The sequence below is a fragment of the gamma proteobacterium SS-5 genome (assembly GCA_009497875.2).
Classification (GTDB): domain Bacteria; phylum Pseudomonadota; class Gammaproteobacteria; order Chromatiales; family Chromatiaceae; genus Magnetovirga; species Magnetovirga frankeli.
Map to the genome: position 1 here is coordinate 3,053,362 of CP032508.2, position 26,203 is coordinate 3,079,564.

Consider the following 26,203-nt stretch of genomic DNA (forward strand, 5'->3'; position numbering starts at 1 on the left):
CTGATAGCCTCCCGCCGCGCAGCGGTGAGGCAAGGTTGTGAAGGGGCGGGATTATCCGCATAACCGGCGCTGAAGACAAGCCCTTTGCCACAAGAATCCTGACCCAGGCCATTTCGGCCCGGAATCTAACTACCCGTGGGGCCTGGAATCTGCTGGGGTCAGGAGCGGCCCTGAAGCAGGCCGTTGATCAGGCGCAGGTCCTCGATGCGCAGGATACCCGCCGCCTGCTTCAGGCGCAGACCGTTGAGGATGTAGTCGTAGCGCGCCTTGGCGTAGTTGCGCCGGGCATTGTAGAGATTGCGCTGCACGCTGAGCACATCGACCATGGTACGGGTGCCTACATCAAAACCGGCCTGGGTCGCCTCCAGGGCGCTCTGCGCGGAGCGGGTGGCCGACTCCAGCGCCTGGATCTGGCTGATGCTGGAGAGTACGCCGCGATAGTAGTCGCTGACGTTGCGGCGCACCGAACGGCGCACCCGTTCCAGTTCCTCGGTGCTGACCTGAAACTGGTGCCGGGCCTGACGGGTACGCGAACTGACGCCGCCACCGGCGTAGATCGGCAGGCTCAGTTGCAGGCCGATGCTGGAGCTGTCGGCATCGAAGCCCGTGCGGCTGTCGGTCTCGCTGTTGGCCACGCTGGCGGTCAACTCCAGGCTGGGCAGGTGGCCGCTGCGTTGCAGCTCTATGTCCTTGCGCGCACTGCTGACGGCATTCACTGCGGCCAGGATCTGCGGGTTCTGCTCCAGGGCGGTGTTCACCCACTCCTCTATGCTGGCCGGGCTCGGCTTGCTCATGGGGATGCGCTCACGCAGGACCGGGATGCTGCGATCGTTCAGCTCGGCGACGATCACGCGCAGGCCCTCCCAGCTGTTGTCCAGCAGGTTGATGGCGGCGATCTCATTGGCCTTGGCCTGATCGTAGGCGGCCTGCACCTCATGCACATCGGTGATGGCGATCAGGCCCACATCGAAACGCTGCTTGGCCTGATCCAGCTGACGGCTGATGGCGCGCAGTTCGGCCTGGGCAAAGCTGAGGTTGTCGCGGGCGCTGAGGATGTCGAAATAGGCCTGGGCCACGCGCACCATCAGGTCCAGCTCCTGATAGCTGTATTCGGCCTCGGCCTGATCGATCTGGTAGGCGGTCTTCTTCAGTGCAATCCACTGATCGAAGCGCAGCAGGGACTGGGTCAGGTTGAGGCTGACCGCCGAGCTGTTGTAGGTCTCATCCGGGTTGGGCCGACTGCGCCAGGTGCGAGAGGCCTCGGCACCCAGGCCGATGGAGGGCAGCAGGGCGGCCCGCGCCTGCACCCGACTTTCGCTGACGGCATTGCGGCTGGAACGGGCACCGCGCAGGATGGGATCGCTCTCCAGGGCCATCTGATAGAGCTGCATCAGATCCGCCCCCTGAACACCGGTCAGGGGCAGCAACAGAATGAGTGCAAGGAGTTTTTTCATGGGTGACCTCATCGAAACCCGGGCAAGGGACCGGCCTGGTAAACGGGCAGGTGGGCATTCTACCAGCAAATACGATAAGGAACGACAGGCCTGTCGAGACCGCCCCAGCCCTTGGCGACCGATTTTTTGCCGGTAACCGAGGTTAAGCGCTGGCCACCTGGCGTATGCGCTCGGCCAGGGATTCCGCCAGGCTATTGACCTGTTGTTCATCACGGCCCTCCACCATCACGCGGATCAGGGGCTCGGTGCCGGAGGGGCGCAACAGCACCCGGCCTGAGCCCGCCAGCCGAGACTCCACATCGCGCACCGCCGCCAGCACCTCGCTATGCTCCAGCAGCCCATCGCGCCGCGGCAGTCGCAGGTTGATCAGGCGTTGAGGATACATGTGCAGGGGCCGCAGCAGCTCCATCAGGCCCTTGCCCGCATGTTGCATCTCGGCCAGCACCTGCAGGGCGGAGACTATGCCATCGCCGGTGGTGGTGCGGTCCAGACAGATGATATGGCCAGAGGACTCGCCGCCCAGCATCCAGCCATTCTGCTGCAGCCGCTCCATGATGTAGCGGTCGCCGACGCGGACCCGATCCAGCCGGATGCCCCGCTCGGCCAAGGCATGTTCCATGCCCAGATTGGTCATCTGGGTGCCGACCACGGCCCCGCGCAGGGTGCCTTCGCGCTGGCGGGCGCAGCTGATGATGTAGAGCAGCTGATCGCCATCGATCAGGCTGCCGGAGGCATCCACCATGAGCACCCGGTCGGCATCGCCATCGAAGGCAATGCCCAGGTCGGCACCCTGCTCCAGCACCGCCACGCGCAGCTTTTCCGGATGGGTGGAGCCCAGGCCATCATTGATATTCAGGCCATTGGGCTGATCCCCGATGCTGGTCACCCTGGCACCCATCTCGCTGAATACATGGGGGGCGATGTGGTAGGCGGCCCCATTGGCGCAGTCCAGAACCAGCCTGAGCCCCTTGAAACTGGTGCCCAGCGGCAGCGTGCTCTTACAGAATTCGATATAGCGCCCGGCGGCATCGCCGATCCGGTAGGCCTTGCCCAGACGTTCGGCCTCCACCGTCTTCATCGGCTGGTCGATCATCGCCTCGATGGCCAGCTCCTGGGCGTCGGGCAGCTTGAAGCCCTGGGCGGAGAAGAACTTGATGCCGTTATCCTGATGCGGGTTGTGCGAGGCGCTGATGACGATGCCGGCCTGGGCGCGCAGGGTGCGGGTCAGATAAGCCACCGCCGGCGTGGGCATGGGACCAAGCAGGTGGATATCCACCCCGGCAGCGGCCAGCCCCGCCTCCAGGGCCGATTCAAACATGTAGCCGGAGATGCGCGTATCCTTGCCAATCAGCACCTTGCCGCCCTCACCGTTGCCCAGGGCACGGCCGGCCGCCCAGCCCAGCTTGAGGATGAACTCGGGATTGACCTTGTCATCCCCCACCCGGCCACGGATGCCGTCGGTGCCAAAGTATTTTCGTTTCATGCAGATAGACCTGAATTCAGCGGTTATGCCCCGCATCCCTCGGGGGCGCAGGGACACAAGGCCTGAGCGGTTACCCAGCCAATGGCGTCAACTTGAGCCGTTCGCTGAGCGAAGTCGAAGCGAACCGCAGCCGATTCCGCTGGGTTAGTCGCCGATTATTCCACTTTCGCGGCCAGGATTCAGAAATTGTCATTTATTCCGCCCCGATTAGGTACTAAGATTCGCGCTTCAACTGCCAGGCCAATGGCGTTGGCCTGTATTTCAAACCTGACTGAGGAAGCCCAAGATGAAGACCAAACTCGTTGCCGTTCTCCTGTCCTTCGGCCTTGTCGCTGTCGCCCTTGCCGAGATCACCCCGAGCAAGGCGATCAAATGGCGTCAATCCGGCTATGCCGTCATGGCCTGGAACATGACCCGCATCAAGCTGAACCTGGAGGGCACATTCAACAAGCAGGAGGTCATTGCCGCTGCCAACACCATCCAGGCCATCGCCAATTCCGGTATGGGCTCGCTCTACCTGCCCGGCACCAATGAGGGACTGGGATGGGAGGAGACCCGGGTGAAAGAGGAACTCTTCAGCGACAAAGAGGGCGTGGCCAAGGTAGCCAAGGCCTTCAACAAAGAGGCCAATGCCATGGCCAAGGTGGCCGCCAGCGGTGACCTCAACGCCATCAAGGACCAGTTCGGTAAGCTGGGGGAGACCTGCAAGGGCTGCCACGACGGCTACAGACACGAGGATTGATGGTCCCTGATCTCCCTCTCCCCAACCCTCTCCAGGAGGGAGAGGGGGTAATAGAGCGCTGCGCGAGTTTCACGGTAAAACTCAGCGCCCCGAAACAGAACCCATGAACCCTGCCGAACGCCTCTATCTGTGGGATCTGCCCACCCGCCTGTTTCATTGGCTGCTGGCACTTGCCGTGCTGGCGGCCTTTGTCAGCGGCAGCCTGGGCGGCAATCTGATCGTCTGGCATGGCCGCATCGGCCTGTTCATCCTTGGCCTGCTCGCCTTCCGCCTGGCCTGGGGCCTGTTTGGCTCCACCTATGCCCGCTTTGCCCAATTCGCCCCGACCCCGGCCCGGCTGGCCGCCTATCTGCGCGGTAACTGGCAGGGCCAGGGGCACAATCCGCTGGGGGCCTTATCGGTCTTCGCCCTGCTCGGCCTGCTCGGCTTTCAGGCCATCTCCGGGCTGGTGAGCAATGACGACATCGCCTTCAGCGGCCCCCTCTATCGCCTGGTCAGCGACCCCCTCAGCCAGCAACTGACCGGCCTGCACCATCAGGCGTCCGATCTCCTGCTGCTGCTCATCGGCCTGCACCTGCTGGCCATTGGCTTCTACCGGCTGGTAAAGGGAGACAACCTGGTGCTGCCCATGATTCGCGGCTGGCGGCCGGGCAAGGCGCAAGACTCGGCCCAGGGCGGCGGCCCCTGGGCGCTGATCCTGGCCCTACTGTTCGCCCTGCTGCTGGTACTGGCCGCCAGCGGCATCTGGCTGCCGCCGCCACCCCCGCCAGAGGTACTGGATACGCCTGCCTGGTAGGCATCACATCCTGCAACGGCTGTGATCGGCCCTGGCCGCCTGGTAAGGTGAAATCCACTGTCCTTTACCTTAAATGGCATAGCCGTGTTTTTCAGCACGACAAAATATGTATTTTGATTGAAAAACAACGAGTTGCATCACTAGTGTCCGGAAAAATTATCGAATAAATCCAATTGGCTAGGTGGTGGCGTCAGATGCAAGGCCAACCGTGATGGTGGCCTTGCCGTCTGCACCAACCGTAGCACTACCGGTCAGCAAGCCGCTGGTCAGATCAGCAGCCGTTACGCCACTGATGGTGTAGGGCACGGAGGTGCCTGCATCCACATTGGTGGTCGTCAGCGTGAAGGTGGTTGTTGCGCCTTCATCAACACTGGTCGAACCATTAGTGAGCGTTCTTGCCAAGCTACCGGTAAAAGCGAGGTAGCACAAGCGGTTAGCAGCAGTCTCCGGCCTCTCCTGTGCCACCACCCAAGCCCCCAGGTCATAGCTGGGCTGTCCTTGGTAGTGTCCAATAGAATTGCGCTCTTTCGGGACATGGCAGGTGCTGCGTCCCAGCTACCCAACCCACGACCCACCCAGTGTGGCCTATGGGTCTGCCATCCGTGGCCCTTCAATCTGGCTGGTGCCTAAAATAGCTCGCTGTGGCTGCCAATTCTGGCGAGACGCAGCACACCATCAATTTGCACACTGTAGATTAGCAGCAGGTCCGGTTTGATGTGGCATTCTCGATAGCCATTCCAGTTCCCTACCAGCCCGTGATCTCGCAAGCTGTCCTCCAAGTGCAAATCCTGCACCAACCTTTCCAGCACTGGGACCAATTGCGATTCAATCTGCTTGTGTCGAGGATTCGCGAGCACCCGCTTCCAGTCCTTCTTGAAAGCCGATGAGCGTTCAATCGTCCTCATTCAAGTCCGCCATCAGTGCCGCTACAGAGTCAAACCGCTTGGCCTCGCCATGCTCAAGTTCACCAATAGCTTGGCGTGTCTGTGCATTAGGAACTCTGACATCAAAAGGCAAACGCTGCTCATCCGCCACTCGCCGCATAAGCAAACGAATGGCATCGGAAACCGACAGGCCCATGTCTGATAATGCTTGGGATGCGCGAATCTTCGTGTCGCTGTCAATGCGAGCACGCACATAGCTGTCTGCTGAATTCATGAAGGTTTCCTCGGGTTGCTGTAAGGAGTGTAGCCTGTTTGTGACTACAGCGGGAGTCTTTTGAAGAAATGCCGTCCTTGGCAGTGGATGCTCCTAGCGCAGGTGATACAGCCGCAGTCCCTATGCCTTGGTGGCTAAATCCGCAGCAGAGAGCAGGCTGTCATGGCTTAGGTGCGAATATCTCTGGCTAGTATGTACGCTAGAATACCTAAGCAGTTTCTGCACCATAAACAGGCTCTGGCCACTTTGGACTAACCAGCTGGCAAAGGAATGTCGGAGCGTGTGTATTTTTACATCCGGCATTCCGGCCTTTTTCCGGGCTGTGTCCCAGGCGGCAAAAATGCTAACGAACGGCTTTTGCGTCTTGGGGTTTGGCACCAGATAGGGACAGCCCTCCCACCGTGGCAATTGTTCCAGGATTTGGATTACGCCGTCGGTAATTGGGATATGCTGCGGTTTGCCTGATTTTTAACTGGCAGATACCAGCTGCGCCGTTCGATATCGAGATGTTCCCACTGGGCATCCAGCAGTTCCCTACTTGACTCGCGCATGGGGAATATTGGGGCTGCTGGGATTGACGGTAATGGCCTGCCGACTGGGAGACAGAATCAAGTCCATGTCTTCCATCGGCACGGCCCCCAGTAAAACCTCATCCCCCATGACCAAGGCGCCGACGTAGCACATACGATTTTCAAAGGTCACCTTGATCGGCCCGACGTAGGGAACATTCATACAACGGCCATCGGCGACGGTGACTTCGCGTTGTGATTCGGCCTGCAAGTCAAGTTGCAGCGCAATGTGCTCCGGGATACAGAGCATCAACGCGCCTGTGTCTGCCAGGGCAGATATGCTGATGGGTTTGAGCTCAGTCTTACGGGGATTGCTCAGGCTGATTTCGGCGAACAAGTGACCCATGTCGTTCTCCTCGGGATTTGAAAAAACCACATCAACAACGACGCACCTATGCTATCACAGAAAAACGTGGTCTGTCCCCTATTACGCTCTCGAAGATGCCCGGAGGTGGCCGAGAACATGAATGAAACTGCGCTCGGTGTTCATGCTGGCCATCAGGCAGACTTGGATTATTAGAAAGCCTGATCAGGACTCATCCTGCAACACCAGCAATGGCTCTATCCATTCAGCGTAATGGCGCCAGCGCTCTTTGCTGGTCTGGTAAATCGGCTGGCGCACCTGCCAGTTGCTTGATGTGCCAACCCGCCGCTGGGTTTGATGGAAATTTAGGCAACTCTCATCCCAATCCAGCCCGATAAAGTCGATGACGCGCCTGCTCCAGCCTTCTTGGTCTGCAATCACAGACTCATAGGGCACTTCCAGTAGTACATCGGCAGGCAACACAGAGCGCCAGTGATCCATCAGGCGACGATATTCTCGGTAGTAATGCACCAGGTCGTCCAGATCATTGGCGTAGTCGTGGGATTGCTTGAAATCCTGGAAGTAAATCGACAGGCAGGTGTCGATAGGATTGCGCGTGGCGTGCAGGATGCGAGCCTGGGGAAAACAGGCATGGATAAAGCCAAGATAATGAAAGTTCCTCGGCATTTTATCGACTACCCGAAGCGCATCCGCTGAATGCTTATCCAGATTCGCCAAGCAGGCCGCCGCCGTTTCCCGCAGCATCGCTTCGCCGTATTGGGCTGTGTGGCTTTCCTGGGCAAAACGCTTTACCGCATCGCCCCAGAATTTCAGCTCTCCGGCGCCAAAGGTCTGCGGATGTGAGGCAAGAATTTGCTCCAGCAGCGAGGTGCCTGAGCGTGGCATACCCAGGATGAAAAGCGGCTGCTGCGAATCGCTTGAGCCCGCCCACGCTTGGCGCACGACCTCTGGGGCATGGGAGTCAATCAGGATGTTGACGCGAGCAACCTGAGTTTGCCGGTCATAGGCCCGATTGATCTGCTTCTTGAGTTCATTGGCCTGGCGGTAGTAGGCAAAGGCAGCGGCATAGTCTTTGGTGTCATCGCAGAATTTGCCCATTGCAAACAGCAGGGTAACCCTGGTTTTGGCTCACTAGTGTCCCGTTAAATTATCGAATAAATCCAGTTGCTTAGGGTTACCATGGTCTTCCGACGTGCGATCTCTTAAATTAAGTACTTGTTCTATAGATGTTTTCTCAAACAGGGTTAGACTCAGAACCTGTAGGATTGTGTAAAGATCGGCCTTGATGTCGTGGCGCTTTTTGATGATGGCCACGAGCACGTAGACTGAGATGGCAATCCAGATTTGGCTTTTGACCGCATTCTCTGTGGTGCCGAAAAACGACTTGATGCGTAGATGCTGCTTGATCCATTTGAAGAACAACTCCACTTGCCAGCGATAGCGGTATAGGTCGGCCACCGTCTGTGCCTTGACGCTGAAATTGTTGGTCAGAAAATCGAATGTCTTGCCGGTCTGGGTATCGTGATACTTGATCCGGCGTAACGGCTGCGGGTAATCGACGGCTGAGCGCACACCCGTGAGTACGACGGTCTGATCGCAGCGCACCCCGCCGGCGGTGTCGACGGGATGGGAATAGCGGCGCCGATACTTGGTATTGGATTTGGCGCGGATGACAAAGAATGCGCCTGCGGCGTTCAAGGTGAATAAGCGTCGGAAGTCCACATAGCCACGGTCCATGATGTAGAAAGCGCCCGGTTCCGGAAGCAACATATCGAGGGCGTTGACGTCGTGTACCTTGCCGTCCGTGATATGGATAAACGTGGGGATGTTGCCACGCAGGTCCAGCAGGGTATGAAGCTTGACGGCAGACTTGGTGGTACGAAACAGCGCCCAAGGGAATATCGATAGACACAGGTCGATGGTGGAGGCATCCAGCGCATAGACCGTATTGTCCAGTTCCAGCCCTAGGTCTTCGTCGGCATAGAGAGGGCGGGCGACACGAATCAGGGCTTGTGCGAAGTCGGCGTAGATACGCCAGTCCCGACGCTCGTTGGCTTTTGCCAGGGTATTGCGCGCGACGGAGGGAGCACGAAGCCCCATGTGATAAAGCTTGCTCTGGTGGGCACGAAGGCAAGCCTCGATGTCGCGCAAGCTCTCCCGATAAGTGAGCTGGGCAAAGGCCATGACATAGTATTGGTCGAGACAGCGGAAATGCTTGACGTAGTGTTCGCCTCGATAGCGAGCGACACAACGCCGAAAAGTGTGCAGTGGCAAGTGCGCCATGACCTGCGAGAAAATCAGCCTGCCGGTGTACATGATCTATCCTCGTTGGAGTCCAGCAGGAATGATCAATGGGTATCGGATCGATTTTCAAGTTGCTAACACCACAAATTTTAGAAATTACCAAATAGAAACATTATCTTGCAGGGATCTATGGCTTTTTTAACGGGACACTAGTGACTGAAGAGTGTGTTTATGACCAGACCAAGCTGGTGGTGATCAAGGAGCAGTACCGGGAAATCGAGGCCAACCAACGCTTTTACCAGTATGCCACCACCGCAGGCTTTAGAATCCATGCCTGTGAAGGTTATGACCCCCAGAGCAAAGGCAAGGTGGAAGCCGGGGTTAAATACGTCAAGCAGGACTGCTTTTATGGCGAACACTTCAGCAGTCAGCAAGCGGTTCGAGACCATCTGCAACACTGGTTGGATGAGGTGGCCAACTGTCGTGAGCATGGCACCACCGGCCAGATCCCCCACACCGTTTTTATGGCCGAAGAACGCCCTCAGCTGAAGCCTTACCTGGCCCCCAGCAGTCTTCGACAGCCTTCGGCGATTGAAACCCGCCGTGCCGATAAAACCGGGCTGATCAGCTACCAGGCCAATAAATACTCCGTGCCTCTGGCCTGGCAGCAAGCTCAGGTCGGTGTCATGCAGCAGGAAGGCCATTTGGTCATTACCGACCTGAACACGGGTGAGATCCTGGCCGAACACCCTCTGTGCCTGGAAAAGGGGCGCATCATCAAGAACAACAACCATTACCGGGACAGGGAAGCTCGGGTAACTCAATTGGAAGTCGAGATTAGCCACATGCTGGGGGATCAGCTGGGCCAAACCCTCTGCCAGCAGATTAGGCGCTCAGAGCCTAAAGTGGTCAAGGATCAGTTGGTAGCCTTAAAATCCATCCTGGCTCACCTGGAGCCGGAAGATCGAACACTGCTTGCACAGCTGGCCGAGCGGCCCGGCATTACCGCTGGCAAGATCAAACGCTACCTGGAAGCAGAACGTCAGGCGCGGAGCAAAGGGCGTTATCCAGATCATGGTCTGCCAGAGGCACCTTCAGCCAACGATGTAGACCTCTCGGCTTACCAGCGACTTGGCCAGTCCAGTGGCCAGGAGGTGACCCATGGGCCAGCTTGAACAAACCCGCGTGCGCTGCAAAAGCCTGAGGCTGACCTGGATGGCTCAACAGCTCCCTCAGCTGCTCGGTGACGCTGAAAGCAATGACTGGTCTTACCTGCAATGCGTTGACCACTTGCTGAGCCATGAGCTGAAAGAGCGCGATCAACAGCGCATCCAGCGTCACTTTAAGCAGGCTCACTTCCCGATGGAGAAACGTCTGGAGGGCTTCGACTACCGCCATCAGACCACCATCACCAAAAGAAATTGGGGTCAGGTCTAGAATGAAAGCCTTCAATCGACCAAATAACGATAAAGGGCTGGGGCTAGTTTTTAGGCTATAGACCCTATTCTTTCACCCAAAGCTGGAAATGGCTATAAATCTAGACCTGACCCTGATCTGCTCTGATCTGGAGGTCTTGCATTGAACTATTCTTGACTTAAATAGTCAGAAATTTCGCACAACCCCCTACACAGACCCAACACAGGAGGTCCGAGATGAATAACCTGATCAGCGATTTTCCCCATGACGGCGTGGTCACCATCAATCGTGTCCTGCTGAAACCCGAGTACAGCGTCGATGACCTGCAGGAGCGGGTTGCCCTGCTGTGCGAAAACGTCAAGACCTACCACTCAGATACCGGCTTTGTTGGCGGTTTTGTCGCCCTCAACAGCGGCAACATCTCCAACGAGGGTTCCAGCATCGGCCAGGCGGTGGTCAGCGAGCTGAAGGACCGCGAGGCCCTGATCATCACCTTCTGGCGCAGCTTTGCCGAGCATGAGGCCTCGCACCGCAGCAATACCTTCCAGCCCTTGTTCGAGCAGGTGCTGGAGTTGTGCGAGAACGGCAACGAAGAAATCGCCTACGAGATGCTCTGGGCAGGCAAGGCCTACACGCCGGAAGATGCCGTGCGGGCGCGGCGGGCCAAGCTGATGGCCGCCTGAACGGGCAACGAACGCGGGCGCTACGGCCCGCGTTCGCGCACAGGACAAGGAGCCTGGCGGATTGAGCCCAACCAATCGACAGTTATCGACAAACGACGAATCCCACCAGATACGCTGGGTACCCCTCTACCAGGTGGCCCACTTCAATAACAACCTATCCAGCCACCACATGGTGGAAAAGACCCGCAGACTCAGGAAGATTTGAGATGGCTTGTGGCCAAGCTCACACAGCGTTCCAGCCAGAATCAGGTGCATAATCGGGCAATAATTGACCCGGTTTCGTGTATTATCGGGCCGTTTCTCCCATGCAGGATTGATTTTCCCCGTCATGCCCCTGTTTCGCACCCCTCTGACCCTATTCCTGTGCCTGATGCTCGGCAGCCTCGCCGCTGAACCGCTGAGGTTGCAGGAGACCCTGCCCGAGGGCAGCCAGTTCGGTCTCTATGTGCAGTACCTGAAGCCGGTGCCGGGCTCGGATCGGGTTGCCCTGGAGCATAATGCCGACCTGCTGCTGCCCCCGGCCAGTACCCTGAAGCTGCTCACCGCCCTGGCGGCCAGGCTGGTGCTGCCGAACGACTTTCGTTTTGTCACCGAGGTGCTGGCCAACCCCAATGGGCAGAACAGCCAGGACTGGGTGATCCGCTTCGGCGGCGACACCAGCCTGAGCCGGGAGCAGCTCAAGCAGCTACTGAGCAAGGCCAAGACCGCCCTGGGCGCGAGCCAGGTGCGGGATATCTGGATCGATGACAGCGCCTTTGTCGGCCATGAACGCGGTCTGGGCTGGCCCTGGGAGAACCTGGGTGCCTGTTACAGCTCGCCGGTCACCGCTGTCAGCATCGATGACAACTGCGTACCGGCGGCGGTGTACAGCAACCTGCAACCGGGCCAGCGGGTGCGGGTGAATGTGCCCAAGCACCAGCCGATTGAGGTACTGGCCGAGGCCGAGGTGGTCAGCGCCAGCCAGCAGCGCGAGCGCCTGTGCAACCTGGATTTGAGCGGTGGGGATGACAACCGCTACCGCCTCAGCGGCTGCTGGCCACAGAGCAAGAATCCCCTGCCCCTGAAGCTGGCGGTGCAGAACCCGGCCCGCTTCGCCCAGGACATAGTGCGCGCCCAGGCCAAGGCCCTGGATCTCAACCTCAAGGGCCAGGTGCGCATCGGCCGACCCAGCGGTCCAGCGGGCAAGACAATGGGCAAGACCTTGGCCCTGCACCGCTCCGCGCCCCTGCCCGATCTGCTGCGGCAGATGCTGCACCGCTCCGACAACCAGATGGCCGATGCCCTGCTCAAGACCCTGGGCGGGCGGTTTCACCAGTTGCCCGGTTCCTACCGTGCCGGGCTGTCCGCCCTGCGCCGGGTGCTCAGGGATCAGGCCGGCATCGATCTGTCCCGCGCCATCATCGAGGACGGCTCCGGCCTGTCGCGCAGCAACCGCCTCAGCCCCCGTCAGCTGGGCCAGGTGCTGGATTACCTCTATCGCAACGATGCGCAGCTGGGGCTGCTTGACCTGCTGCCGGTGTCCGGCGAAAGCGGCACCCTGCAATACCGGCGCAGCCTGAGCAGGCCACCACTGAAGGGCCGGTACCGGGCCAAGACCGGCACCCTGTTCGGTACCCGCAACCTGGCCGGCATCTTCACCACGGCCAAGGGCTCAGAGCTGCTGGTGGTACAGTTCATCAGCAACTATTTTCCGATCAAGGACACCGCCGGACCCAAGCCCTACATCCGTTTCGAGCAGCGCCTGTACAACGGCCTTTATAGTGATTTTTAAGCATGAACAGCACCCTGTTTCTGGGCATAGGCAATACCCTGTTAAGCGATGAGGGGGTGGGCGTATTCGTGATCCAGCACCTCAACGAACGGCACCCGACAGAGCCTGGCACCTGCTACCTGGATGGCGGCACCCTGTCCTTTACCCTGGCCGAGGCCATCGCCAGCCATCCCCAGCTGATTGTGATAGATGCCGCCCGCCTGGATCGGCCACCCGGCAGCACCGAGCTGTTCATCGACAGCGCCATGGACCGCTACCTGACCGGCAACCGGGGCAGCGTACACGAGGTGGGCCTGACCGACCTGCTGGACATAGCCCTGCTATCCAACACCCTACCGCAACGACGGGCGTTGATTGGCATCCAGCCGGACTACATCGACTGGGGCGAGCGGCCCACCCCGGCAGTGGCCCAGGCCATAGCCCCAGCGGCGCAGATGGCCCTGGATCTGCATCGACGTTGGCGTGCCGCCCCGCTGACGCAAGGGCCGCCCGGAGCGGAAACGCGTCTTGCATAGACCCAATCTCGGCCACCCAGCGGGCCGAAGAACCCAGTACCCCTGGTCTGTTGACCGGCCGCGCTGATTTGCGCAGCGGGCACCCTTTCCCGGATAATCCCCCCCTTTTAGCCAATACTGTGACCCAATCACGAACCTAAAAAGAGCATTTGGCCACAGAGCCACAGAGTACACAGAGAAAAATCAATGTATTGGAAAGCGAACATTCAACACCTTCTAAGTGAGCCCAGTCTGATAGGTAACTCATTGAAACAACTCTGTGATCTCTGTGTCTCTGTGGCTTAACTGAGGAATATAGGATGAATATGCACCAGACCGACGACCTTCGCATCTGCGCCATCAAAGAGGTGGCCTCGCCGACCGAGGTGCATGACCAGCACCCCATCACCGAACCGGCCGCCGAGGTGGTCTATCAGACCCGTCAGGCGATTCATCGCATCCTGCAGCGCCAGGACGACCGCCTGCTGGTGATCACCGGCCCCTGTTCGGTACACGATCCCAAGGCCGCGCTGGAGTATTGCGACCGCCTGCGCCCCTTGCAGCAGGAGCTGGCCGCCGATCTGCTCATCGTCATGCGGGTCTATTTCGAGAAGCCGCGCACCACCGTCGGCTGGAAGGGGCTGATCAACGACCCGGACCTGGACGAGAGCTTTCACATCAACAAGGGGCTGGGCCTGGCCCGGGAGCTGCTGCTGGATATCAACCAGCGCGGTATGCCCGCCGCCACCGAGTACCTGGACCTGATCAGCCCGCAGTACATCTCCGACTTGATCAGCTGGGGTGCCATTGGCGCGCGCACTACCGAGAGCCAGGGCCATCGCGAGCTGGCCTCCGGCCTGTCCTGCCCGGTGGGCTTCAAGAACGGCACCGACGGCACCCTGAGCATCGCCGTGGACGCCATCCGCGCCGCCGCCAAGCCGCATCATTTCATGTCCCTGACCAAGGCCGGTCACTCGGCGATCTTTTCCACCACCGGCAATGAGGACTGTCACGTCATCCTGCGCGGTGGCCAGCGCCCCAACTATGATGCCGAGAGCGTCAATATCGCCGCCGAGGCCCTGGCCAAGGCCGCTCTGCCGGAACTGCTGATGATCGATTTCAGCCATGCCAACAGCAAGAAAGACCCGCTCAAGCAACTGGAGGTCGGACGCGACGTGGCCGGTCAGATCGGCCGTGGCGATGGGCGCATCATGGGGGTCATGATCGAAAGCCATCTGCTGCAGGGCCGCCAGGATCTGGGCAGCGGCCGCGATGGCCTGATCTACGGCCAAAGCATCACCGATGCCTGCCTGGGTTGGGAGGACAGCGAGCCCCTGCTAAGGCAACTGGCCGAGGCGGTGCGCCAGCGCAGACGGCAGAGTTAATCGTCCTCGCGCCGGAACTCGCCCTCGATATAGCGCTGGCCCTCGCAGGATTGGGTCGGCCCCTGACTGGGCTGGACCAGCACCCGTTGCAGCAGATGCAGCAGGAGCAGACGCCGCAGCGGGCCGATGAGCAGCAAGAAGCCCAGCAGGTCGGTGACGAAGCCGGGGAACAGCAGCACCACCCCGGCGATGAAGATCAGCACCCCTTCCATCAACTCCAGCGCCGGGGTCTCGCCCCGGGCCATGGCCTCCTGGGCGCGCAGGGCGGTGACAAAGCCCTGCTGACGCATGAGCAGGGCACCCAGTACAGCGGTAAACACCGACAGGACTATGGTGGGCAGGGCCCCGATAAAGGAGCCGACCTGGATCAGGAAATACAGCTCAAACAGGGGGATGCCCACCAGAAACAACAGGATCAACCAGAATGGACTCACGTTACCTCGCTTTGTTACGGACGTTTTATGGCTGGCTTGGGCCTCGCTCAGACAACGCCAACGCCGCCGGATCGTTTGCCTTGGAGCGAACTCTTCTCTATCTTTGGCCCTCTTATGCCTACTATAACCCTTAACCTCTGCACCTGTCCGGACCTGGACTGCGCCGAACGCCTGGCCAAGGCCTTGGTGCAGCAGCGGCTGGCCGCCTGCGTCAATATCCTGCCGGGGATCAGCTCGGTGTACGCCTGGCAGGGCCAGATCGAACAGGAAACCGAGGTCCTGTTGCTGATCAAGACCGCCAGCGAGCAGGTGCAGGCCATGACCCAGGCCCTGGCCGAGCTGCACCCCTATGAGGTGCCCGAGATCATCAGCCTGCCGGTCGGTACCGGCCATCTCCCCTATATTGAGTGGGTAAAACAATGTACAAGCCCTTGAACTGGTCGGCCCTGCTGTTTCTGCCGCTGTTTTTTCTGCTCGGCCCCGCGCAACTGCTGGCCGAGGAGGAATTTCTGCGCCCCGAACAGGCCTATCCCGCCAGCGCCGAGGTGATAGACCCGGAGCGGGTTCGCCTGCGCTTCGAGATCGCCGAGGGCTACTATCTGTACCGCGACAAGATCAGCGTGCGCAGCGCCACCCCAGGGGTGAGCACGGGCCTGCTGCGCCTGCCCGAGGGGCAGATCAAGAACGACGAGTTCTTCGGCCAGGTGGCGGTGCTGCGCGGTCGGCCCGAGGCCGAGTTGCAGCTCAACCGCAGCCGTGCCGAGGCCGGACCGGTGGAGCTGATCCTGCGCTCCCAGGGCTGTGCCGATGCCGGCCTGTGCTATCCGCCCCACGAGCAGCGCCTGCAACTGCAGCTACCGGCCAAGGCCCCTGCGCCCGCCCCCGTCCCAGACCTGTCACAGATCGGCGGCAAACAAGCGCTGCCCGATTTCTCCGGCAACAACGGCGGCGATGACATCCTGCCGGTGGAACAGGCCTTCCGGCTTAGCGTCCTGCGGGTCGAGGGGGATGGCATAGAGCTGGGCTGGCAGATAGCACCGGGCACCTATCTGTATCAGCAGGAGATCCAGATCCGTCTGCTCCAGGCCGAGGGTGCCGCCCTGGGTGACTGGCAGCTGCCCCCGGCCAAGATCAAGCCCAACTCCATTCTCCCGGACGGCAGCGAGGGCGACGTGCCGGTCTATGAGGCGGACTTCAGCCTCCACCTGCCCCTGCTGCGGGACAACACAGACCCCGGTCGCATTGCGTTACAGATCGACTATCAGGGCTGTGCCGAGGTGGGCATCTGCTATCCGCCCCAGGGGCAAAAACTGACCCTGGAGCTGCCCGCGCTAACTCAGGCTCAGGCTCAGGCTCAAGCCCAGGTCGCAGCACCGGTTGTGGCCGAGACCGAGGACATGCGCTCGGAGCAGGATCAGATCGCCGATCTGCTCAAGGGCGGCAGCACCTGGCTGGTGGTGCTCAGCTTCTTCGGCATCGGCCTGCTGCTGGCCCTGACCCCCTGCGTATTCCCCATGATCCCCATCCTGTCCGGCATCATCGCCGGCCACGGCAGCAACATCACCACCCGCAAGGCCTTCATGCTGTCGCTGATCTATGTGCTGGCGATGGCGGTGACCTACACCGTCGCCGGGGTATTGGCTGGGCTGTTCGGCGAGAACCTGCAGGCGGCCTTCCAGAACCCCTGGGTGCTGTGGAGCTTTGCCCTGATCTTCGTCGCCCTGGCCTTCTCCATGTTCGGCTACTACGACCTGCAACTGCCCAGCAGCTGGCAGGCCCGGCTGGGCCAGCTCAGCCACCGCCAGCGGGGCGGCACCTACACCGGGGTGGCCATCATGGGGCTGTTATCGGCGCTGATCGTCGGCCCCTGCGTGGCCCCGCCCCTGGCCGGTGCCCTGATCTACATCGGCCAGAGCGGCGATGCCCTGCTCGGTGGCCTGGCCCTGTTCGCCATGAGCTTAGGCATGGGCGCGCCGCTGATCGCCCTGGGTACCGGCGCGGGCAAGCTGCTGCCCCGCGCCGGGGCCTGGATGAACGCCATCAAGGCGGTATTCGGCGTGATGATGCTGGCGGTGGCCCTGCTGCTGCTGGAGCGGGTGCTCGATCCGACCATCGCCATGGGGCTCTGGGGCCTGCTGCTGATCTGCTCGGCGGTGTATATGGGCGCACTCGAGCGCCTGCCCGAGGCCGCCTCTGGCCTGCGCAAGCTGTGGAAGGGGCTGGGCCTGGCCCTGTTGATCTACGGCGGGCTGATGCTGTTGGGCGTGGCCCTGAACGGCAAAGACACGCTGCAACCCCTGCGCGGCCTGAGCCTGGGCGGTGGTTCGGCCGAGCAGGCGCACCTGGAGTTCAGGCGCATCAAGAGCGTGGCGGACCTGGAGCGTGAGGTGGCCGCCGCCGCCGAGCAAGGCAAGCCGCTGATGCTGGACTTCTACGCCGACTGGTGTACCTACTGCATCCAGTTCGAGAAATACGTCTTCACCGATGCCAAGGTGCAGGCCAGCCTGGCCAATGCCGTGCTGATCCAGGCCGATGTCACCGCCAACGACGAGCAGGACAAGGCCCTGCTGAGCCATCTGGGCCTGATCGCGCCACCGGCGATCCTGTTCTGGAACGGCCAGACGGAGGAGCGCAAGAACTACCGGGTGATGGGCTACATGGATGCCGCCAAGTTCAACGCCCATGTGCGCGCTGCGCTAAGGTAGCCACAGAACCACAGAGCGCACAGCGAATTCAACCTAACGAGCATAGAGTAGGCAGCGGCAACCCGGAAGAGAATTGGCCTCCCCCTTTGCAAAAGGGGGATTGAGGGGGATTTTGGCGTTGGCAGTTACGCGGGTGCTGAAGCCCCCCCTCGCCCCCTTTTTGTAAAGGGGGGAATCTGAGTAGCCCCCGTTGTAAAGGGGGGGGGTTTGACCCTGTCTCCTTGGACCTATAAACCGCAGATTACGCCGATTATCGCAGATTAAATTATGTATTTTCATTGGGTTAAAGTGACTTAGCCAGTCACCCGCTGGGTGAGTGGGTGCACTTGGCAAACACACTGAAAGATCTGTGTAAATCGGTGAAATCTGCGGTTCAACTGCTCTTTTTTGGATCAATCATGCACATCCACCTGATCAGCGTCGGTAACCGCATGCCCGCCTGGGTGGAGCAGGGCTATGCCGAGTATGCCAAACGCCTGCCGCCGGAGTGCCGCCTGAATCTGATCGAGATCGCCCCGGCCCGGCGCGGCAAGAACCCGGACATCCCCCGTTTGCGGCGTGACGAGGGCCAACGTATGCTTGCTGCCCTGCCCAAGGGTTGCAGGGTCCTTGCCCTGGAGGTAGAGGGCAGGACCTGGAGCACCGAGCAGTTGGCCGCCCGCCTGGCCGATTGGCTGCAACAGGGCAGCGACCTGGCCCTGCTGGTAGGCGGCCCGGATGGGCTGGACCCGGCCTGCCGCCAGGCTGCCGATGAACACTGGTCGCTATCACCACTGACCCTGCCTCATCCCCTGGTACGGGTGATCCTGGCCGAGCAGATCTATCGCGCCTGGAGCCTGCTCAACCACCACCCCTACCACCGTGCCTGAGCCCCTGCTCTATCTGGCATCGGCCTCGCCCCGGCGAGCGGAACTGCTGCGCCAGATCGGCGTTTCCTTCCAGCCGTACCCGGCGCATATCGACGAGACCCCCAGACTCAGCGAGTCGGCGACGGACTTTGTCCTGCGCATGGCCCAGGAAAAGGCCCAGGCGGCGCAGGCCCGGCTGCGCGACCCCCAGGCACGAGTGCTGGGCGCGGATACGGATGTCATCCTGGATGGCGAGATCCTCGGCAAGCCGGCCGATCAGGCGCAGGCCGCCGCCATGCTGCGGCGCCTGTCCGGCCGCAGTCATGAGGTACTCAGCGGCGTGGCCCTGGCCGACGCAAAGGGGCTGGATTGGCGTCTGAGTCGAAGCCGGGTCTGGTTCAGGGCCCTGAGCGAGGCGGAAATCACCGCCTACTGGGCCAGCGGCGAGCCCCTCGGCAAGGCCGGCGGCTACGCCATCCAGGGCCTTGGCGCGGTATTCATAGAGCGCCTGGAGGGCAGCTACTCCGGGGTCATGGGCCTGCCCCTGTTTGAAACGGCGCAGCTGCTGCGCCCTTGATCCGATTGATCCGAACCCGGCACTGTCGGCTCAGGCCGAGTCTATGTGCCGCCAGCGAAAGCCATCGCGCCGAAGTAGCTCACCGGCCGCCGCCGGGCCCCAGCTGCCGGCGCGGTAGTTGGGAAAGTCCCGTGGCGGCAGGGCGCTCCACACATCCAGCACCGGCGCCACCAGCTCCCAACCGACCTCCACCGTATCGGCGTGCTTGAACAGGGTGGCGTCACCGTTCATGGCGTCGTAGATCAGGGTCTCGTAGCCGGTGGTGGGGGCGTTGCCAAAATAATCCGCATAGCAAAAGTCCATATTCACCCGCCCCAGACGCATCACTGGCCCCGGGATCTTGGCGCTGAAGCTGAGCTGTATGCCCTCGTCCGGCTGCACCCGGATCACCAGCTGGTTGGCCTGCACCTGCTCCACCGGGGTGTTGCGAAACAGCTGAAAGGGTACGTGGCGGTATTGGATGACGATCTCGGTGAACTGGCCGGCCAGGCGCTTGCCGGTGCGCAGATAAAAGGGCACGTCGGCCCAGCGCCAGTTGTCGATCATGAAGCGGATGGCGGCGTAGGTCTCGGTGCGCGACTGGGCATCCACCCCCGGCGAGCCGCGATAGCCGGCCACCTTCTCGCCATTGGGCATCAGGCCCTCGCCATACTGGCCGCGTACCGCCCGGGTCAGCACGTCCTCGGGGCTGAGCGGCTGCACGGCGCGCAGCACCTTGTTCACCTCATCGCGCACGTTGCAGGCATCGAAGCTGTTGGGTGGCTCCATGGCGACAAAGCCCAACAGCACCAGCAAGTGATTGGGGATCATATCGCGCAGGGCGCCGGCCTCTTCGTAATAGGTACCGCGATGCTCCACGCCCACCGACTCGGCCACGGTGATCTGCACGTGCTCGATGAACTGATGGCTCCAGGTCGGCTCGGTAAAGCCGTTGGCGAAGCGAAAGGCCATGATGTTCTGCACCGTCTCCTTGCCCAGGTAATGATCGATGCGGAAGATCTGTGCCTCGTCCAGATACTGATGCAGCTCGCGATTCAGGGCAATGGCCGAGTCCAGGTCCTTGCCGAACGGCTTTTCGATGATCACCCGCCGCCAGCCCTGCTCCCGCTCCAGGCTCAGCTCGGCCTCCGCCAGCAGGCGGATGATCTGGCTGAACAGGCTCGGCGGCGTGGCCATGTAGAACAGGTAATTGGCCGCCGAGGCATGGGCCTGGGTACAGTGCTGCAGACGCTGGCGCAGGGCCTGATAGGCCGCTGGGTCCTTGAAGTCGCCCTGGCTGTAATGCAGGCGCTCGGCCAGGCGGCGCCAGACCTCGGGGTCAAACTCCGCCGCCTGATAGTCGCGCAGGGTTTGTTCAAACAGCTCGCGGAAGGCCTCGTCGGACAGCTCCAGCCGATCCACCCCGACCACGGCGAAGCCGTCCGCCAGCAGGCCCTCGCGCATCAAATGGTACAGCGAGGGGATCAGCTTGCGCCGGGTCAGATCGCCACCGGCACCGAAGATGACCATGATGCAGGGCGGCGCGGGCTGGGCCTGAGTGTTGTCGTCCAGATGCTGCATGACGGCTCAGTCCTTCTTCTCAAGATGGCCGCCGAAGGCAAAGCGCATGGCCGAGAGCAGTCGATCGCCATAGTCCGACTCACCCTGGGAGCTGAAGCGGCTGAACAGGGCGGCGCTGAGCACCGGTGCCGGGGTGCCGGATTCGATCGCCGCCAGGCAGGTCCAGCGGCCCTCGCCGGAATCGGACACCCGGCCGCTGAAGCCATCCAGCCCTGGGCTCTGCGCCAGGGCCTGGGCGGTCAGATCCAACAGCCAGGAGGACACCACGCTGCCGCGCCGCCACAGCTCGGCCACCTCGGCGACATCTATGGCGTACTGAAAGGCCTCGGGCTCGCGCAGGGGGGCGGTCTCGGCGTCATGCTTCTGACCGGCCGCGCCGGCATTGGCATGGCGCAGCAGGTTGAAGCCCTCGGCATAGGCCGCCATCAGGCCGTATTCGATGCCGTTGTGCACCATCTTGACGAAATGCCCCGCCCCGACCGGGCCGCAGTGCAGCCAGCCCTGCTCCGCCGGGCTCGGCTCGCCTTGGCGCTGCGGGCTGCGCGGCGCCGCCTCAAGCCCAGGGGCCAGGGCGGCGAACACCGGGCGCAGCGCATCCACCGGCTCTGGCTCACCGCCGATCATCAGGCAATAACCACGCTCCCGGCCCCAGACGCCGCCGCTGGTGCCCACGTCCAGATACTCAATGCCCGACTGGCGCAACCAGCGGGCGCGGGCGATGTCATCCTTGTAATAGGAGTTGCCGCCATCGATCAGCCGATCCCCCGGCGCCAGATAGGGCAGCAGGGCCTTGAGGGTGTCATCCACCACCGCCGCCGGCAGCATGATCCAGATCGAGCGCGGCGCGCTGAGCTGGCCGACCAGCGCCTCCAGGCTGTCCGAGCCCAGCGCCCCCTTCTGCTGCAGGGCCTGCACCGCCTCGGGGTTGCGGTCATACACCACGCAATCCAGTCCGGCGTCCATCAGCCGCTCCACCATATTGGCGCCCATGCGCCCCAGCCCGATCATCCCCAGTTGCATAGCCATCTCCCGAAAAGTTGTTGAATAATTGCTTATACGTGACAATGCTGACAAAAGAATTAATGATTCTGTTCAGGCCTGCTGCATAGGGCGGGCCGCGCCCGCCGCCAAGCCCAGTGGCACTGCATATTTTTTGCGGCCTTTGCGACCCCTTTGTGGCTCAAGCCTGGCCAGGAGATTAAGGTAACACCCATGCAGCGCCACCAGCCAGCATCCATTGGCCATCACAGGCCCAGCCCGGCCCTCGCCCTGCTGCTGACCCTGCTGCTATTGGTCGGCTGCGGCGAGGAGCCCGCGCCGATTCCACCCAGCCTGCTGGCGCAGATCAAGGAACGTGGCAGCCTGATCGTCGCCACCAGCAACGGCCCCACCACCCTGTATGAGGGCGCCCAGGGCCAGACCGGGTTTGAGCATGACTTGGTGGCCCTGTTCGCCAATCGCCTCGGCGTGCAGGCCAGCTTCGAGATCAGTGACGGCAACGGCCTGATGCTAGAGTTGCTGCGCCAGGGCAAGGCCGACCTAGCCGCCGGCCTGACCATCACGCCCGAGCGCGAACAATGGCTGCGCTTTGGTCCCAGTTATCAGGCAATCGAACAGCTGCTCATCTACCGCAACCTGCCCGAGCGCCCACCGCCCGGCTCCCTGCGGGATCTCATCGGCAAGCGCATCGCCTTTGCCGCCAACAGCGCCCTGGAGGCCCACCTGCAAGTGCTGGCCAAGGACCATCCTGGCCTCACCTGGAGCAGTGATGAGCAGGGTGATAATGACCGTCTGATCAATCGGTTGGAGCAGGGCGAGCTGGATTACATCATAATCCCCTCCCACCACTTTGCCCTGGTGCGGCGTTACTATCCCCACCTTAGGGTGGCCATGAGCCTGATGCAGCAGCGCCCCCTGGCCTGGGCCTTCGCTCAGGGCGCGGACGACTCCTTGTTACAGGAGGCCCGCGCCTTCTTTGCCGAGATCGGCGACAATGGCCGTCTGGCACAGCTCATCGAGCGCCATTACGGCCATACCGAACAGCTCAACAGCGTCGATCTCATGGTGTTCAAGCGCCATTACCAGGAGCGCCTGCCGCAATTCATCGGACCGATAAAATACGCCGCCTTCGCCAGCGGTTTTGACTGGCGCCTGCTCGCCGCCATGGCCTATCAGGAATCTCACTGGGACCCCAAGGCCGTATCCCCCACCGGGGTACGCGGGCTGATGATGCTCACCCAGGGCACCGCCCGCGATATCGGCGTCACCGACCGCAACGATCCCCAGCAAAGCATCCTTGGCGGCGCCCGCTATCTGCGCCAGATCCGCGACAAGCTGCCCGAGCGCATCGGCGAACCGGATCGCACCTGGCTGGCCCTGGCTGCCTACAACGTCGGTTTCGGCCACCTGCAGGACGCCCGCTTCCTCGCCCTGCTGGACAAGCAAAATGCCGACAAATGGGCGGTGGTCAAGGAATATCTCCCTCGCCTGACGGAAAAACAATGGCACAGCCAAACCAGCTACGGCTACGCCCGAGGCCGCGAACCGGTACACTACGTGGACAACATCCGCAGCTACTATGACCTGATGCTCCGCTTTACCGACCCATGAGGCCTGCCACGAGAAATCTGCACCATCGGTGAAACTTGCGCCCCAGGCACCCCTCCAACCGAGACAGGTGCAGCCAAGCCCCCCTTTGCAAAAGGGGGGGGGTGAGGGAATCCCCCCTTCCCCCCTTTGTAAAGGGGGGGAATCTGGGCCTCTCTACCTGTAAGGTGAGAGGGAGGGTGCCTGAAGCGTTACACCAACACAAGGTTTAGCCCATGCAAGACACACCAGCCCCCGACACAGAACCGAAACTCATCTCCCCCGTCTGGCACGGCCTTGCCGCCGAAGAGGTGCTCGACAGACTGGCCACCAGCGAGGCCGGCCTGCCCCTGAAGCAGGCGCAGGAGCGGCTGCGCCTGCATGGCCCCAATCTGCTGCCCCAGGTAGGCGGCATGAACAACTGGAAGCGCCTGGCCCTGCAGTTTCACAACATCCTTATCTATGTGCTGCTCGCCGCCGGGGTGGTGACCACCGCCCTGGGGCATCTGATAGATGCCGGGGTGATCTTCGGCGTGGTGATAATCAACGCCCTGATCGGTTTTGTTCAGGAGGGCAAGGCGGAAAAGGCCCTGGATGCGGTACGCCAGATGCTCTCGCCGCAAGCGGCGGTGCTGCGCGATGGCCACAGACGCATGATCCCGGCGGAGGAGCTGGTAGCGGGTGATCTGGTGCAGATCCAGTCCGGTGACCGGGTGCCCGCCGACCTGCGCCTGTTTCGAGTACGTGACCTGCGCGTGGATGAGGCCATGCTCACCGGCGAGTCGGTGCCCAGCGAGAAGGCCCGGGACGCCCTGGCCGAGGATGCCGCCCTGGGCGACCGGCTGAACATGGCCTACTCCGGCACCCTGGTGACCTATGGCCAGGCCACGGGCATTGTGGTGGCCACCGGGGCAGATACCGAGATCGGCCGCATCAGCGCCATGCTGGCCGATGTGCAGACCCTGGAGACCCCCCTGACCCGGCAGATGGCCGGTTTTGCCCGGGTACTCACCGGCATCATCCTGGTCATCGCCGGGCTCACTGCCCTGTTCGGCATGTTGGTGCATGACTACGCCGCCAGCGAGATGTTCCTCGCCGCCGTTGGCCTGGCGGTAGCGGCCATCCCCGAGGGCCTGCCGGCCATCATCACCATCACCCTGGCCATAGGCGTGCAGCGCATGGCCGGGCGCAACGCCATCATCCGCCGCCTGCCTGCCGTAGAAACCCTGGGCTCGGTGAGTACCATCTGCTCGGACAAAACCGGCACCCTGACGCGCAACCAGATGATGGTCACCCATGTGGTCACGGCAGATCATCAGATTCAGGTCCAGGGCAGCGGCTACGACCCCCACGGCGGCTTCTGCGAGGGGGAACGGGAACTGGAGGCCGAACGGCTCCCCACCCTGGAGCTGCTGTGTCGGGCCGCCCTGCTGTGCAATGACGCCGCCATCTACCAAAAGGAAGGCCAGTGGCAGGTGGATGGCGACCCCACCGAGGGCGCCCTCATGGTGCTGGGCATGAAGGCGGGGCTGGACCCCGGCCTGAGCCGGGAGGAATGGACCCGGACCGACCTGATCCCGTTCGAGTCCCAGCACCGTTTCATGGCCAGCATGAACCACGACCACGCGGGCAATGGCCTCATCTTCGTCAAGGGTGCCCCGGAGGTAATCCTGCCCCGCTGCCAGCAGCAACGCGCCGATAGGAACGACACCCCCCTGCACGGCGCATTCTGGCAGGAACAGCTGGAGCAACTGGCCCGCCAGGGGCAGCGCACCCTGGCCCTGGCGGTCAAACCCACCCATGCCGAACACGCCGTACTGAGCTTCGACGACGTCGAACAGGATTTGGTCTTGCTTGGCCTGGTGGGCATCATCGACCCGCCCCGGGAGGAGGCCATAGCCGCCGTGGCCAACTGCCGTCAGGCCGGTATTCGGGTAAAGATGATCACCGGCGACCACGCCATCACCGCCCAGGCCATAGGCGTGCAGATGGGCATAGGCGATGGCCGCACCAGCCTGAGCGGGCCCGAGCTGGATCAGATGGACGATGCGGCGTTGAAGCAGCAGGTACTGGAGGTGGACGTATTCGCCCGTGCCAGCCCGGAACACAAGCTGCGCCTGGTCACCGCCCTGCAGGCCAATGATCAGGTGATCGCCATGACCGGCGACGGGGTGAACGACGCCCCGGCGCTGAAGCGCGCCGACGTCGGCGTGGCCATGGGCATCACCGGCACCGAGGCGGCCAAGGAGGCGGCGGAGATGGTGCTGGCGGACGACAACTTCGCCTCCATCGCCAACGCCGTCGAGGAGGGGCGCACGGTCTATGACAACATCAAGAAGTCGATCCTCTTCATCCTGCCCACCAATGGCGGCGAAGCACTGATCATCCTCATGGCCATAGCCCTGGGCAAGATGCTGCCAGTGACCCCGGCGCAGATCCTCTGGGTCAACATGATCACCGCCGTCACCCTGGCCCTGTCCCTGGCCTTTGAGTCGGCCGAGCGCGACATCATGGGCCGACCACCGCGTAATGCCGTCGAACCCCTGCTCTCGGGCTACATGCTCTGGCGCATCAGCTTTGTCTCCCTGCTCATAGTCGCCGCCGTGTTTGGCTTATTCCTCTGGGAACGGGATCAGGGTGCCGACATTGAGCTTTCGCGCACCGTGGCGGTCAACGCCCTGGTCATAGCCGAGGCCTTTTACCTACTCAACAGCCGCTTCCTCAAGGCCTCGGCACTGACGCGCGACGGCCTGCTGGGCAACCCCTGGGCGCTGCTGGCCATCGCACTGGTGGTACTGTTTCAGCTGTTATTCACCTACGCCCCGCCGATGCAGAACCTGTTCCACACCGCGGCCATCGATGGACAGGCCTGGCTGCGCATTCTTGCAGCCGGTGTGTTGATATTCATTCTGGTCGAAGTGGAGAAAGGGCTGGTACGCTATTGGCTCAGACGACAAACCGCATAACGAGACC

26 protein-coding genes and 1 pseudogene are annotated in these 26,203 nt (G+C 61.8%); 15 read left to right on the forward strand and 12 right to left on the reverse strand.

The window, feature by feature from the left end; translation table 11 throughout:
- Positions 1-158: 158 nt before the first annotated feature.
- A complete protein-coding gene (locus D5125_02190; protein ID QFY88385.1) occupies positions 159-1,466 on the reverse strand; it encodes a TolC family outer membrane protein in 1,308 nt (435 codons plus the stop codon).
- A gap of 130 nt (positions 1,467-1,596) precedes the next feature.
- Positions 1,597-2,937, reverse strand: a complete 1,341-nt coding sequence (glmM, locus tag D5125_02195; protein QFY88386.1) for a phosphoglucosamine mutase — start codon at positions 2,935-2,937, stop codon at positions 1,597-1,599.
- Between the two features lie 286 nt (positions 2,938-3,223).
- Here glmM and D5125_02200 point away from each other — a divergent pair, with 286 nt between their 5' ends.
- Both D5125_02200 and D5125_02205 read left to right on the forward strand, forming a co-directional pair.
- Positions 3,224-3,679 carry a cytochrome c gene (locus D5125_02200; protein ID QFY88387.1) on the forward strand — a complete coding sequence of 152 codons (456 nt, stop codon included), beginning with the start codon at positions 3,224-3,226 and terminating at the stop codon, positions 3,677-3,679.
- Positions 3,680-3,782: 103 nt separating this feature from the next.
- Entirely contained in the window at positions 3,783-4,475 is a 693-nt protein-coding gene (locus D5125_02205) for a cytochrome b/b6 domain-containing protein (GenBank protein QFY88388.1), read from the forward strand.
- 177 nt (positions 4,476-4,652) lie between these two features.
- Here the strand turns inward: D5125_02205 and D5125_17245 are convergent, their stop codons facing one another.
- The 7 genes from D5125_17245 to D5125_02240 all read right to left on the reverse strand — a co-directional run bounded on the left by D5125_17245 (position 4,653) and on the right by D5125_02240 (position 8,843).
- The gene (locus tag D5125_17245) at positions 4,653-4,877 is read right to left on the reverse strand and encodes an Ig-like domain-containing protein (protein QPB72190.1); all 225 of its coding nucleotides are present in this window, start codon (positions 4,875-4,877) and stop codon (positions 4,653-4,655) included.
- 224 nt (positions 4,878-5,101) lie between these two features.
- The gene (locus D5125_02215; protein QFY88390.1) at positions 5,102-5,380 is read right to left on the reverse strand and encodes a type II toxin-antitoxin system YafQ family toxin; all 279 of its coding nucleotides are present in this window, start codon (positions 5,378-5,380) and stop codon (positions 5,102-5,104) included.
- Positions 5,367-5,633 carry a type II toxin-antitoxin system RelB/DinJ family antitoxin gene (locus tag D5125_02220; GenBank protein QFY88391.1) on the reverse strand — a complete coding sequence of 89 codons (267 nt, stop codon included), beginning with the start codon at positions 5,631-5,633 and terminating at the stop codon, positions 5,367-5,369. Before D5125_02220 ends, D5125_02215 begins: the two co-directional genes overlap by 14 nt.
- A gap of 120 nt (positions 5,634-5,753) precedes the next feature.
- Positions 5,754-6,011, reverse strand: a complete 258-nt coding sequence (locus tag D5125_02225; protein QFY88392.1) for a tyrosine-type recombinase/integrase — start codon at positions 6,009-6,011, stop codon at positions 5,754-5,756.
- A 156-nt stretch (positions 6,012-6,167) separates the two neighbouring features.
- Positions 6,168-6,548: a clan AA aspartic protease gene (locus tag D5125_02230; protein QFY88393.1), complete on the reverse strand. Its 381-nt coding sequence runs from the start codon at positions 6,546-6,548 to the stop codon at positions 6,168-6,170.
- Between the two features lie 183 nt (positions 6,549-6,731).
- The gene (locus tag D5125_02235) at positions 6,732-7,625 is read right to left on the reverse strand and encodes a sulfotransferase (protein QFY88394.1); all 894 of its coding nucleotides are present in this window, start codon (positions 7,623-7,625) and stop codon (positions 6,732-6,734) included.
- A 33-nt stretch (positions 7,626-7,658) separates the two neighbouring features.
- On the reverse strand, positions 7,659-8,843 hold the full coding sequence (locus D5125_02240) for an IS4 family transposase (GenBank protein QFY88395.1): 1,185 nt from the start codon (positions 8,841-8,843) through the stop codon (positions 7,659-7,661).
- A gap of 176 nt (positions 8,844-9,019) precedes the next feature.
- On the opposite strand from D5125_02240, the gene D5125_02245 reads away from it, so the two are divergent.
- From D5125_02245 to D5125_02275, 7 genes and pseudogenes are all read left to right on the forward strand, one after another.
- Positions 9,020-9,946, forward strand: a complete 927-nt coding sequence (locus D5125_02245; protein ID QFY88396.2) for a transposase — start codon at positions 9,020-9,022, stop codon at positions 9,944-9,946.
- Positions 9,933-10,208 (forward strand): hypothetical protein, encoded by a 276-nt coding sequence (locus D5125_02250; GenBank protein QFY88397.1) that lies wholly within the window; start codon positions 9,933-9,935, stop codon positions 10,206-10,208. Before D5125_02245 ends, D5125_02250 begins: the two co-directional genes overlap by 14 nt.
- A gap of 215 nt (positions 10,209-10,423) precedes the next feature.
- Positions 10,424-10,870, forward strand: coding sequence for a ligand-binding protein SH3 (locus D5125_02255; GenBank protein QFY88398.1), 447 nt, complete (start codon positions 10,424-10,426; stop codon positions 10,868-10,870).
- 91 nt (positions 10,871-10,961) lie between these two features.
- Positions 10,962-11,075: pseudogene (locus D5125_02260) on the forward strand (nucleoside triphosphate hydrolase).
- Positions 11,076-11,198: 123 nt separating this feature from the next.
- Positions 11,199-12,641 carry a D-alanyl-D-alanine carboxypeptidase/D-alanyl-D-alanine-endopeptidase gene (gene dacB, locus D5125_02265; GenBank protein ID QFY88399.1) on the forward strand — a complete coding sequence of 481 codons (1,443 nt, stop codon included), beginning with the start codon at positions 11,199-11,201 and terminating at the stop codon, positions 12,639-12,641.
- Positions 12,642-12,643: 2 nt separating this feature from the next.
- Positions 12,644-13,156, forward strand: coding sequence for a hydrogenase maturation protease (locus D5125_02270; GenBank protein ID QFY88400.1), 513 nt, complete (start codon positions 12,644-12,646; stop codon positions 13,154-13,156).
- A 299-nt stretch (positions 13,157-13,455) separates the two neighbouring features.
- On the forward strand, positions 13,456-14,520 hold the full coding sequence (locus D5125_02275) for a 3-deoxy-7-phosphoheptulonate synthase (protein QFY88401.1): 1,065 nt from the start codon (positions 13,456-13,458) through the stop codon (positions 14,518-14,520).
- Here D5125_02275 and D5125_02280 read toward each other — a convergent pair.
- The gene (locus D5125_02280) at positions 14,517-14,939 is read right to left on the reverse strand and encodes an FxsA family protein (GenBank protein ID QFY88402.1); all 423 of its coding nucleotides are present in this window, start codon (positions 14,937-14,939) and stop codon (positions 14,517-14,519) included. The two genes, D5125_02275 and D5125_02280, sit on opposite strands and share 4 nt — an antisense overlap.
- A 129-nt stretch (positions 14,940-15,068) precedes the next feature.
- On the opposite strand from D5125_02280, the gene D5125_02285 reads away from it, so the two are divergent.
- The 4 genes from D5125_02285 to maf all read left to right on the forward strand — a co-directional run bounded on the left by D5125_02285 (position 15,069) and on the right by maf (position 19,084).
- On the forward strand, positions 15,069-15,389 hold the full coding sequence (locus D5125_02285; GenBank protein ID QFY88403.1) for a divalent-cation tolerance protein CutA: 321 nt from the start codon (positions 15,069-15,071) through the stop codon (positions 15,387-15,389).
- Positions 15,374-17,659, forward strand: coding sequence for a protein-disulfide reductase DsbD (gene dsbD / locus D5125_02290; GenBank protein QFY88404.1), 2,286 nt, complete (start codon positions 15,374-15,376; stop codon positions 17,657-17,659). Before D5125_02285 ends, dsbD begins: the two co-directional genes overlap by 16 nt.
- A 398-nt stretch (positions 17,660-18,057) precedes the next feature.
- Positions 18,058-18,528 (forward strand): 23S rRNA (pseudouridine(1915)-N(3))-methyltransferase RlmH, encoded by a 471-nt coding sequence (gene rlmH, locus D5125_02295; GenBank protein QFY88405.1) that lies wholly within the window; start codon positions 18,058-18,060, stop codon positions 18,526-18,528.
- On the forward strand, positions 18,521-19,084 hold the full coding sequence (maf, locus tag D5125_02300) for a septum formation inhibitor Maf (protein QFY88406.1): 564 nt from the start codon (positions 18,521-18,523) through the stop codon (positions 19,082-19,084). The genes rlmH and maf overlap by 8 nt, the downstream gene beginning before the upstream one ends.
- Before the next feature lie 30 nt (positions 19,085-19,114).
- Here the strand turns inward: maf and zwf are convergent, their stop codons facing one another.
- Both zwf and gnd read right to left on the reverse strand, forming a co-directional pair.
- Positions 19,115-20,644 carry a glucose-6-phosphate dehydrogenase gene (gene zwf / locus D5125_02305; protein QFY88407.1) on the reverse strand — a complete coding sequence of 510 codons (1,530 nt, stop codon included), beginning with the start codon at positions 20,642-20,644 and terminating at the stop codon, positions 19,115-19,117.
- Between the two features lie 6 nt (positions 20,645-20,650).
- Entirely contained in the window at positions 20,651-21,664 is a 1,014-nt protein-coding gene (gene gnd, locus D5125_02310) for a decarboxylating 6-phosphogluconate dehydrogenase (GenBank protein ID QFY88408.1), read from the reverse strand.
- Between the two features lie 192 nt (positions 21,665-21,856).
- Between gnd and mltF the strand changes: the two genes are divergently transcribed.
- Both mltF and D5125_02320 read left to right on the forward strand, forming a co-directional pair.
- Positions 21,857-23,254 (forward strand): membrane-bound lytic murein transglycosylase MltF, encoded by a 1,398-nt coding sequence (mltF, locus tag D5125_02315; protein ID QFY88409.1) that lies wholly within the window; start codon positions 21,857-21,859, stop codon positions 23,252-23,254.
- 212 nt (positions 23,255-23,466) lie between these two features.
- Complete coding sequence (locus tag D5125_02320) at positions 23,467-26,196, forward strand: cation-transporting P-type ATPase (GenBank protein ID QFY88410.1); 2,730 nt, start codon at positions 23,467-23,469, stop codon at positions 26,194-26,196.
- Positions 26,197-26,203: the final 7 nt, after the last annotated feature.

Coding starts and splice junctions, on each gene's coding strand:
- D5125_02190 (QFY88385.1), bottom strand. CDS start 1,466: ATGAGGTCACCCATGAAAAAACTCCTTGCACTCATTCTGTTGCTGCCC.
- glmM (QFY88386.1), bottom strand. CDS start 2,937: ATGAAACGAAAATACTTTGGCACCGACGGCATCCGTGGCCGGGTGGGG.
- D5125_02200 (QFY88387.1), top strand. CDS start 3,224: ATGAAGACCAAACTCGTTGCCGTTCTCCTGTCCTTCGGCCTTGTCGCT.
- D5125_02205 (QFY88388.1), top strand. CDS start 3,783: ATGAACCCTGCCGAACGCCTCTATCTGTGGGATCTGCCCACCCGCCTG.
- D5125_02215 (QFY88390.1), bottom strand. CDS start 5,380: ATGAGGACGATTGAACGCTCATCGGCTTTCAAGAAGGACTGGAAGCGG.
- D5125_02220 (QFY88391.1), bottom strand. CDS start 5,633: ATGAATTCAGCAGACAGCTATGTGCGTGCTCGCATTGACAGCGACACG.
- D5125_02230 (QFY88393.1), bottom strand. CDS start 6,548: ATGGGTCACTTGTTCGCCGAAATCAGCCTGAGCAATCCCCGTAAGACT.
- D5125_02235 (QFY88394.1), bottom strand. CDS start 7,625: ATGGGCAAATTCTGCGATGACACCAAAGACTATGCCGCTGCCTTTGCC.
- D5125_02240 (QFY88395.1), bottom strand. CDS start 8,843: ATGTACACCGGCAGGCTGATTTTCTCGCAGGTCATGGCGCACTTGCCA.
- D5125_02250 (QFY88397.1), top strand. CDS start 9,933: ATGGGCCAGCTTGAACAAACCCGCGTGCGCTGCAAAAGCCTGAGGCTG.
- D5125_02255 (QFY88398.1), top strand. CDS start 10,424: ATGAATAACCTGATCAGCGATTTTCCCCATGACGGCGTGGTCACCATC.
- dacB (QFY88399.1), top strand. CDS start 11,199: ATGCCCCTGTTTCGCACCCCTCTGACCCTATTCCTGTGCCTGATGCTC.
- D5125_02270 (QFY88400.1), top strand. CDS start 12,644: ATGAACAGCACCCTGTTTCTGGGCATAGGCAATACCCTGTTAAGCGAT.
- D5125_02275 (QFY88401.1), top strand. CDS start 13,456: ATGAATATGCACCAGACCGACGACCTTCGCATCTGCGCCATCAAAGAG.
- D5125_02285 (QFY88403.1), top strand. CDS start 15,069: ATGCCTACTATAACCCTTAACCTCTGCACCTGTCCGGACCTGGACTGC.
- dsbD (QFY88404.1), top strand. CDS start 15,374: ATGTACAAGCCCTTGAACTGGTCGGCCCTGCTGTTTCTGCCGCTGTTT.
- rlmH (QFY88405.1), top strand. CDS start 18,058: ATGCACATCCACCTGATCAGCGTCGGTAACCGCATGCCCGCCTGGGTG.
- zwf (QFY88407.1), bottom strand. CDS start 20,644: ATGCAGCATCTGGACGACAACACTCAGGCCCAGCCCGCGCCGCCCTGC.
- gnd (QFY88408.1), bottom strand. CDS start 21,664: ATGCAACTGGGGATGATCGGGCTGGGGCGCATGGGCGCCAATATGGTG.
- mltF (QFY88409.1), top strand. CDS start 21,857: ATGCAGCGCCACCAGCCAGCATCCATTGGCCATCACAGGCCCAGCCCG.
- D5125_02320 (QFY88410.1), top strand. CDS start 23,467: ATGCAAGACACACCAGCCCCCGACACAGAACCGAAACTCATCTCCCCC.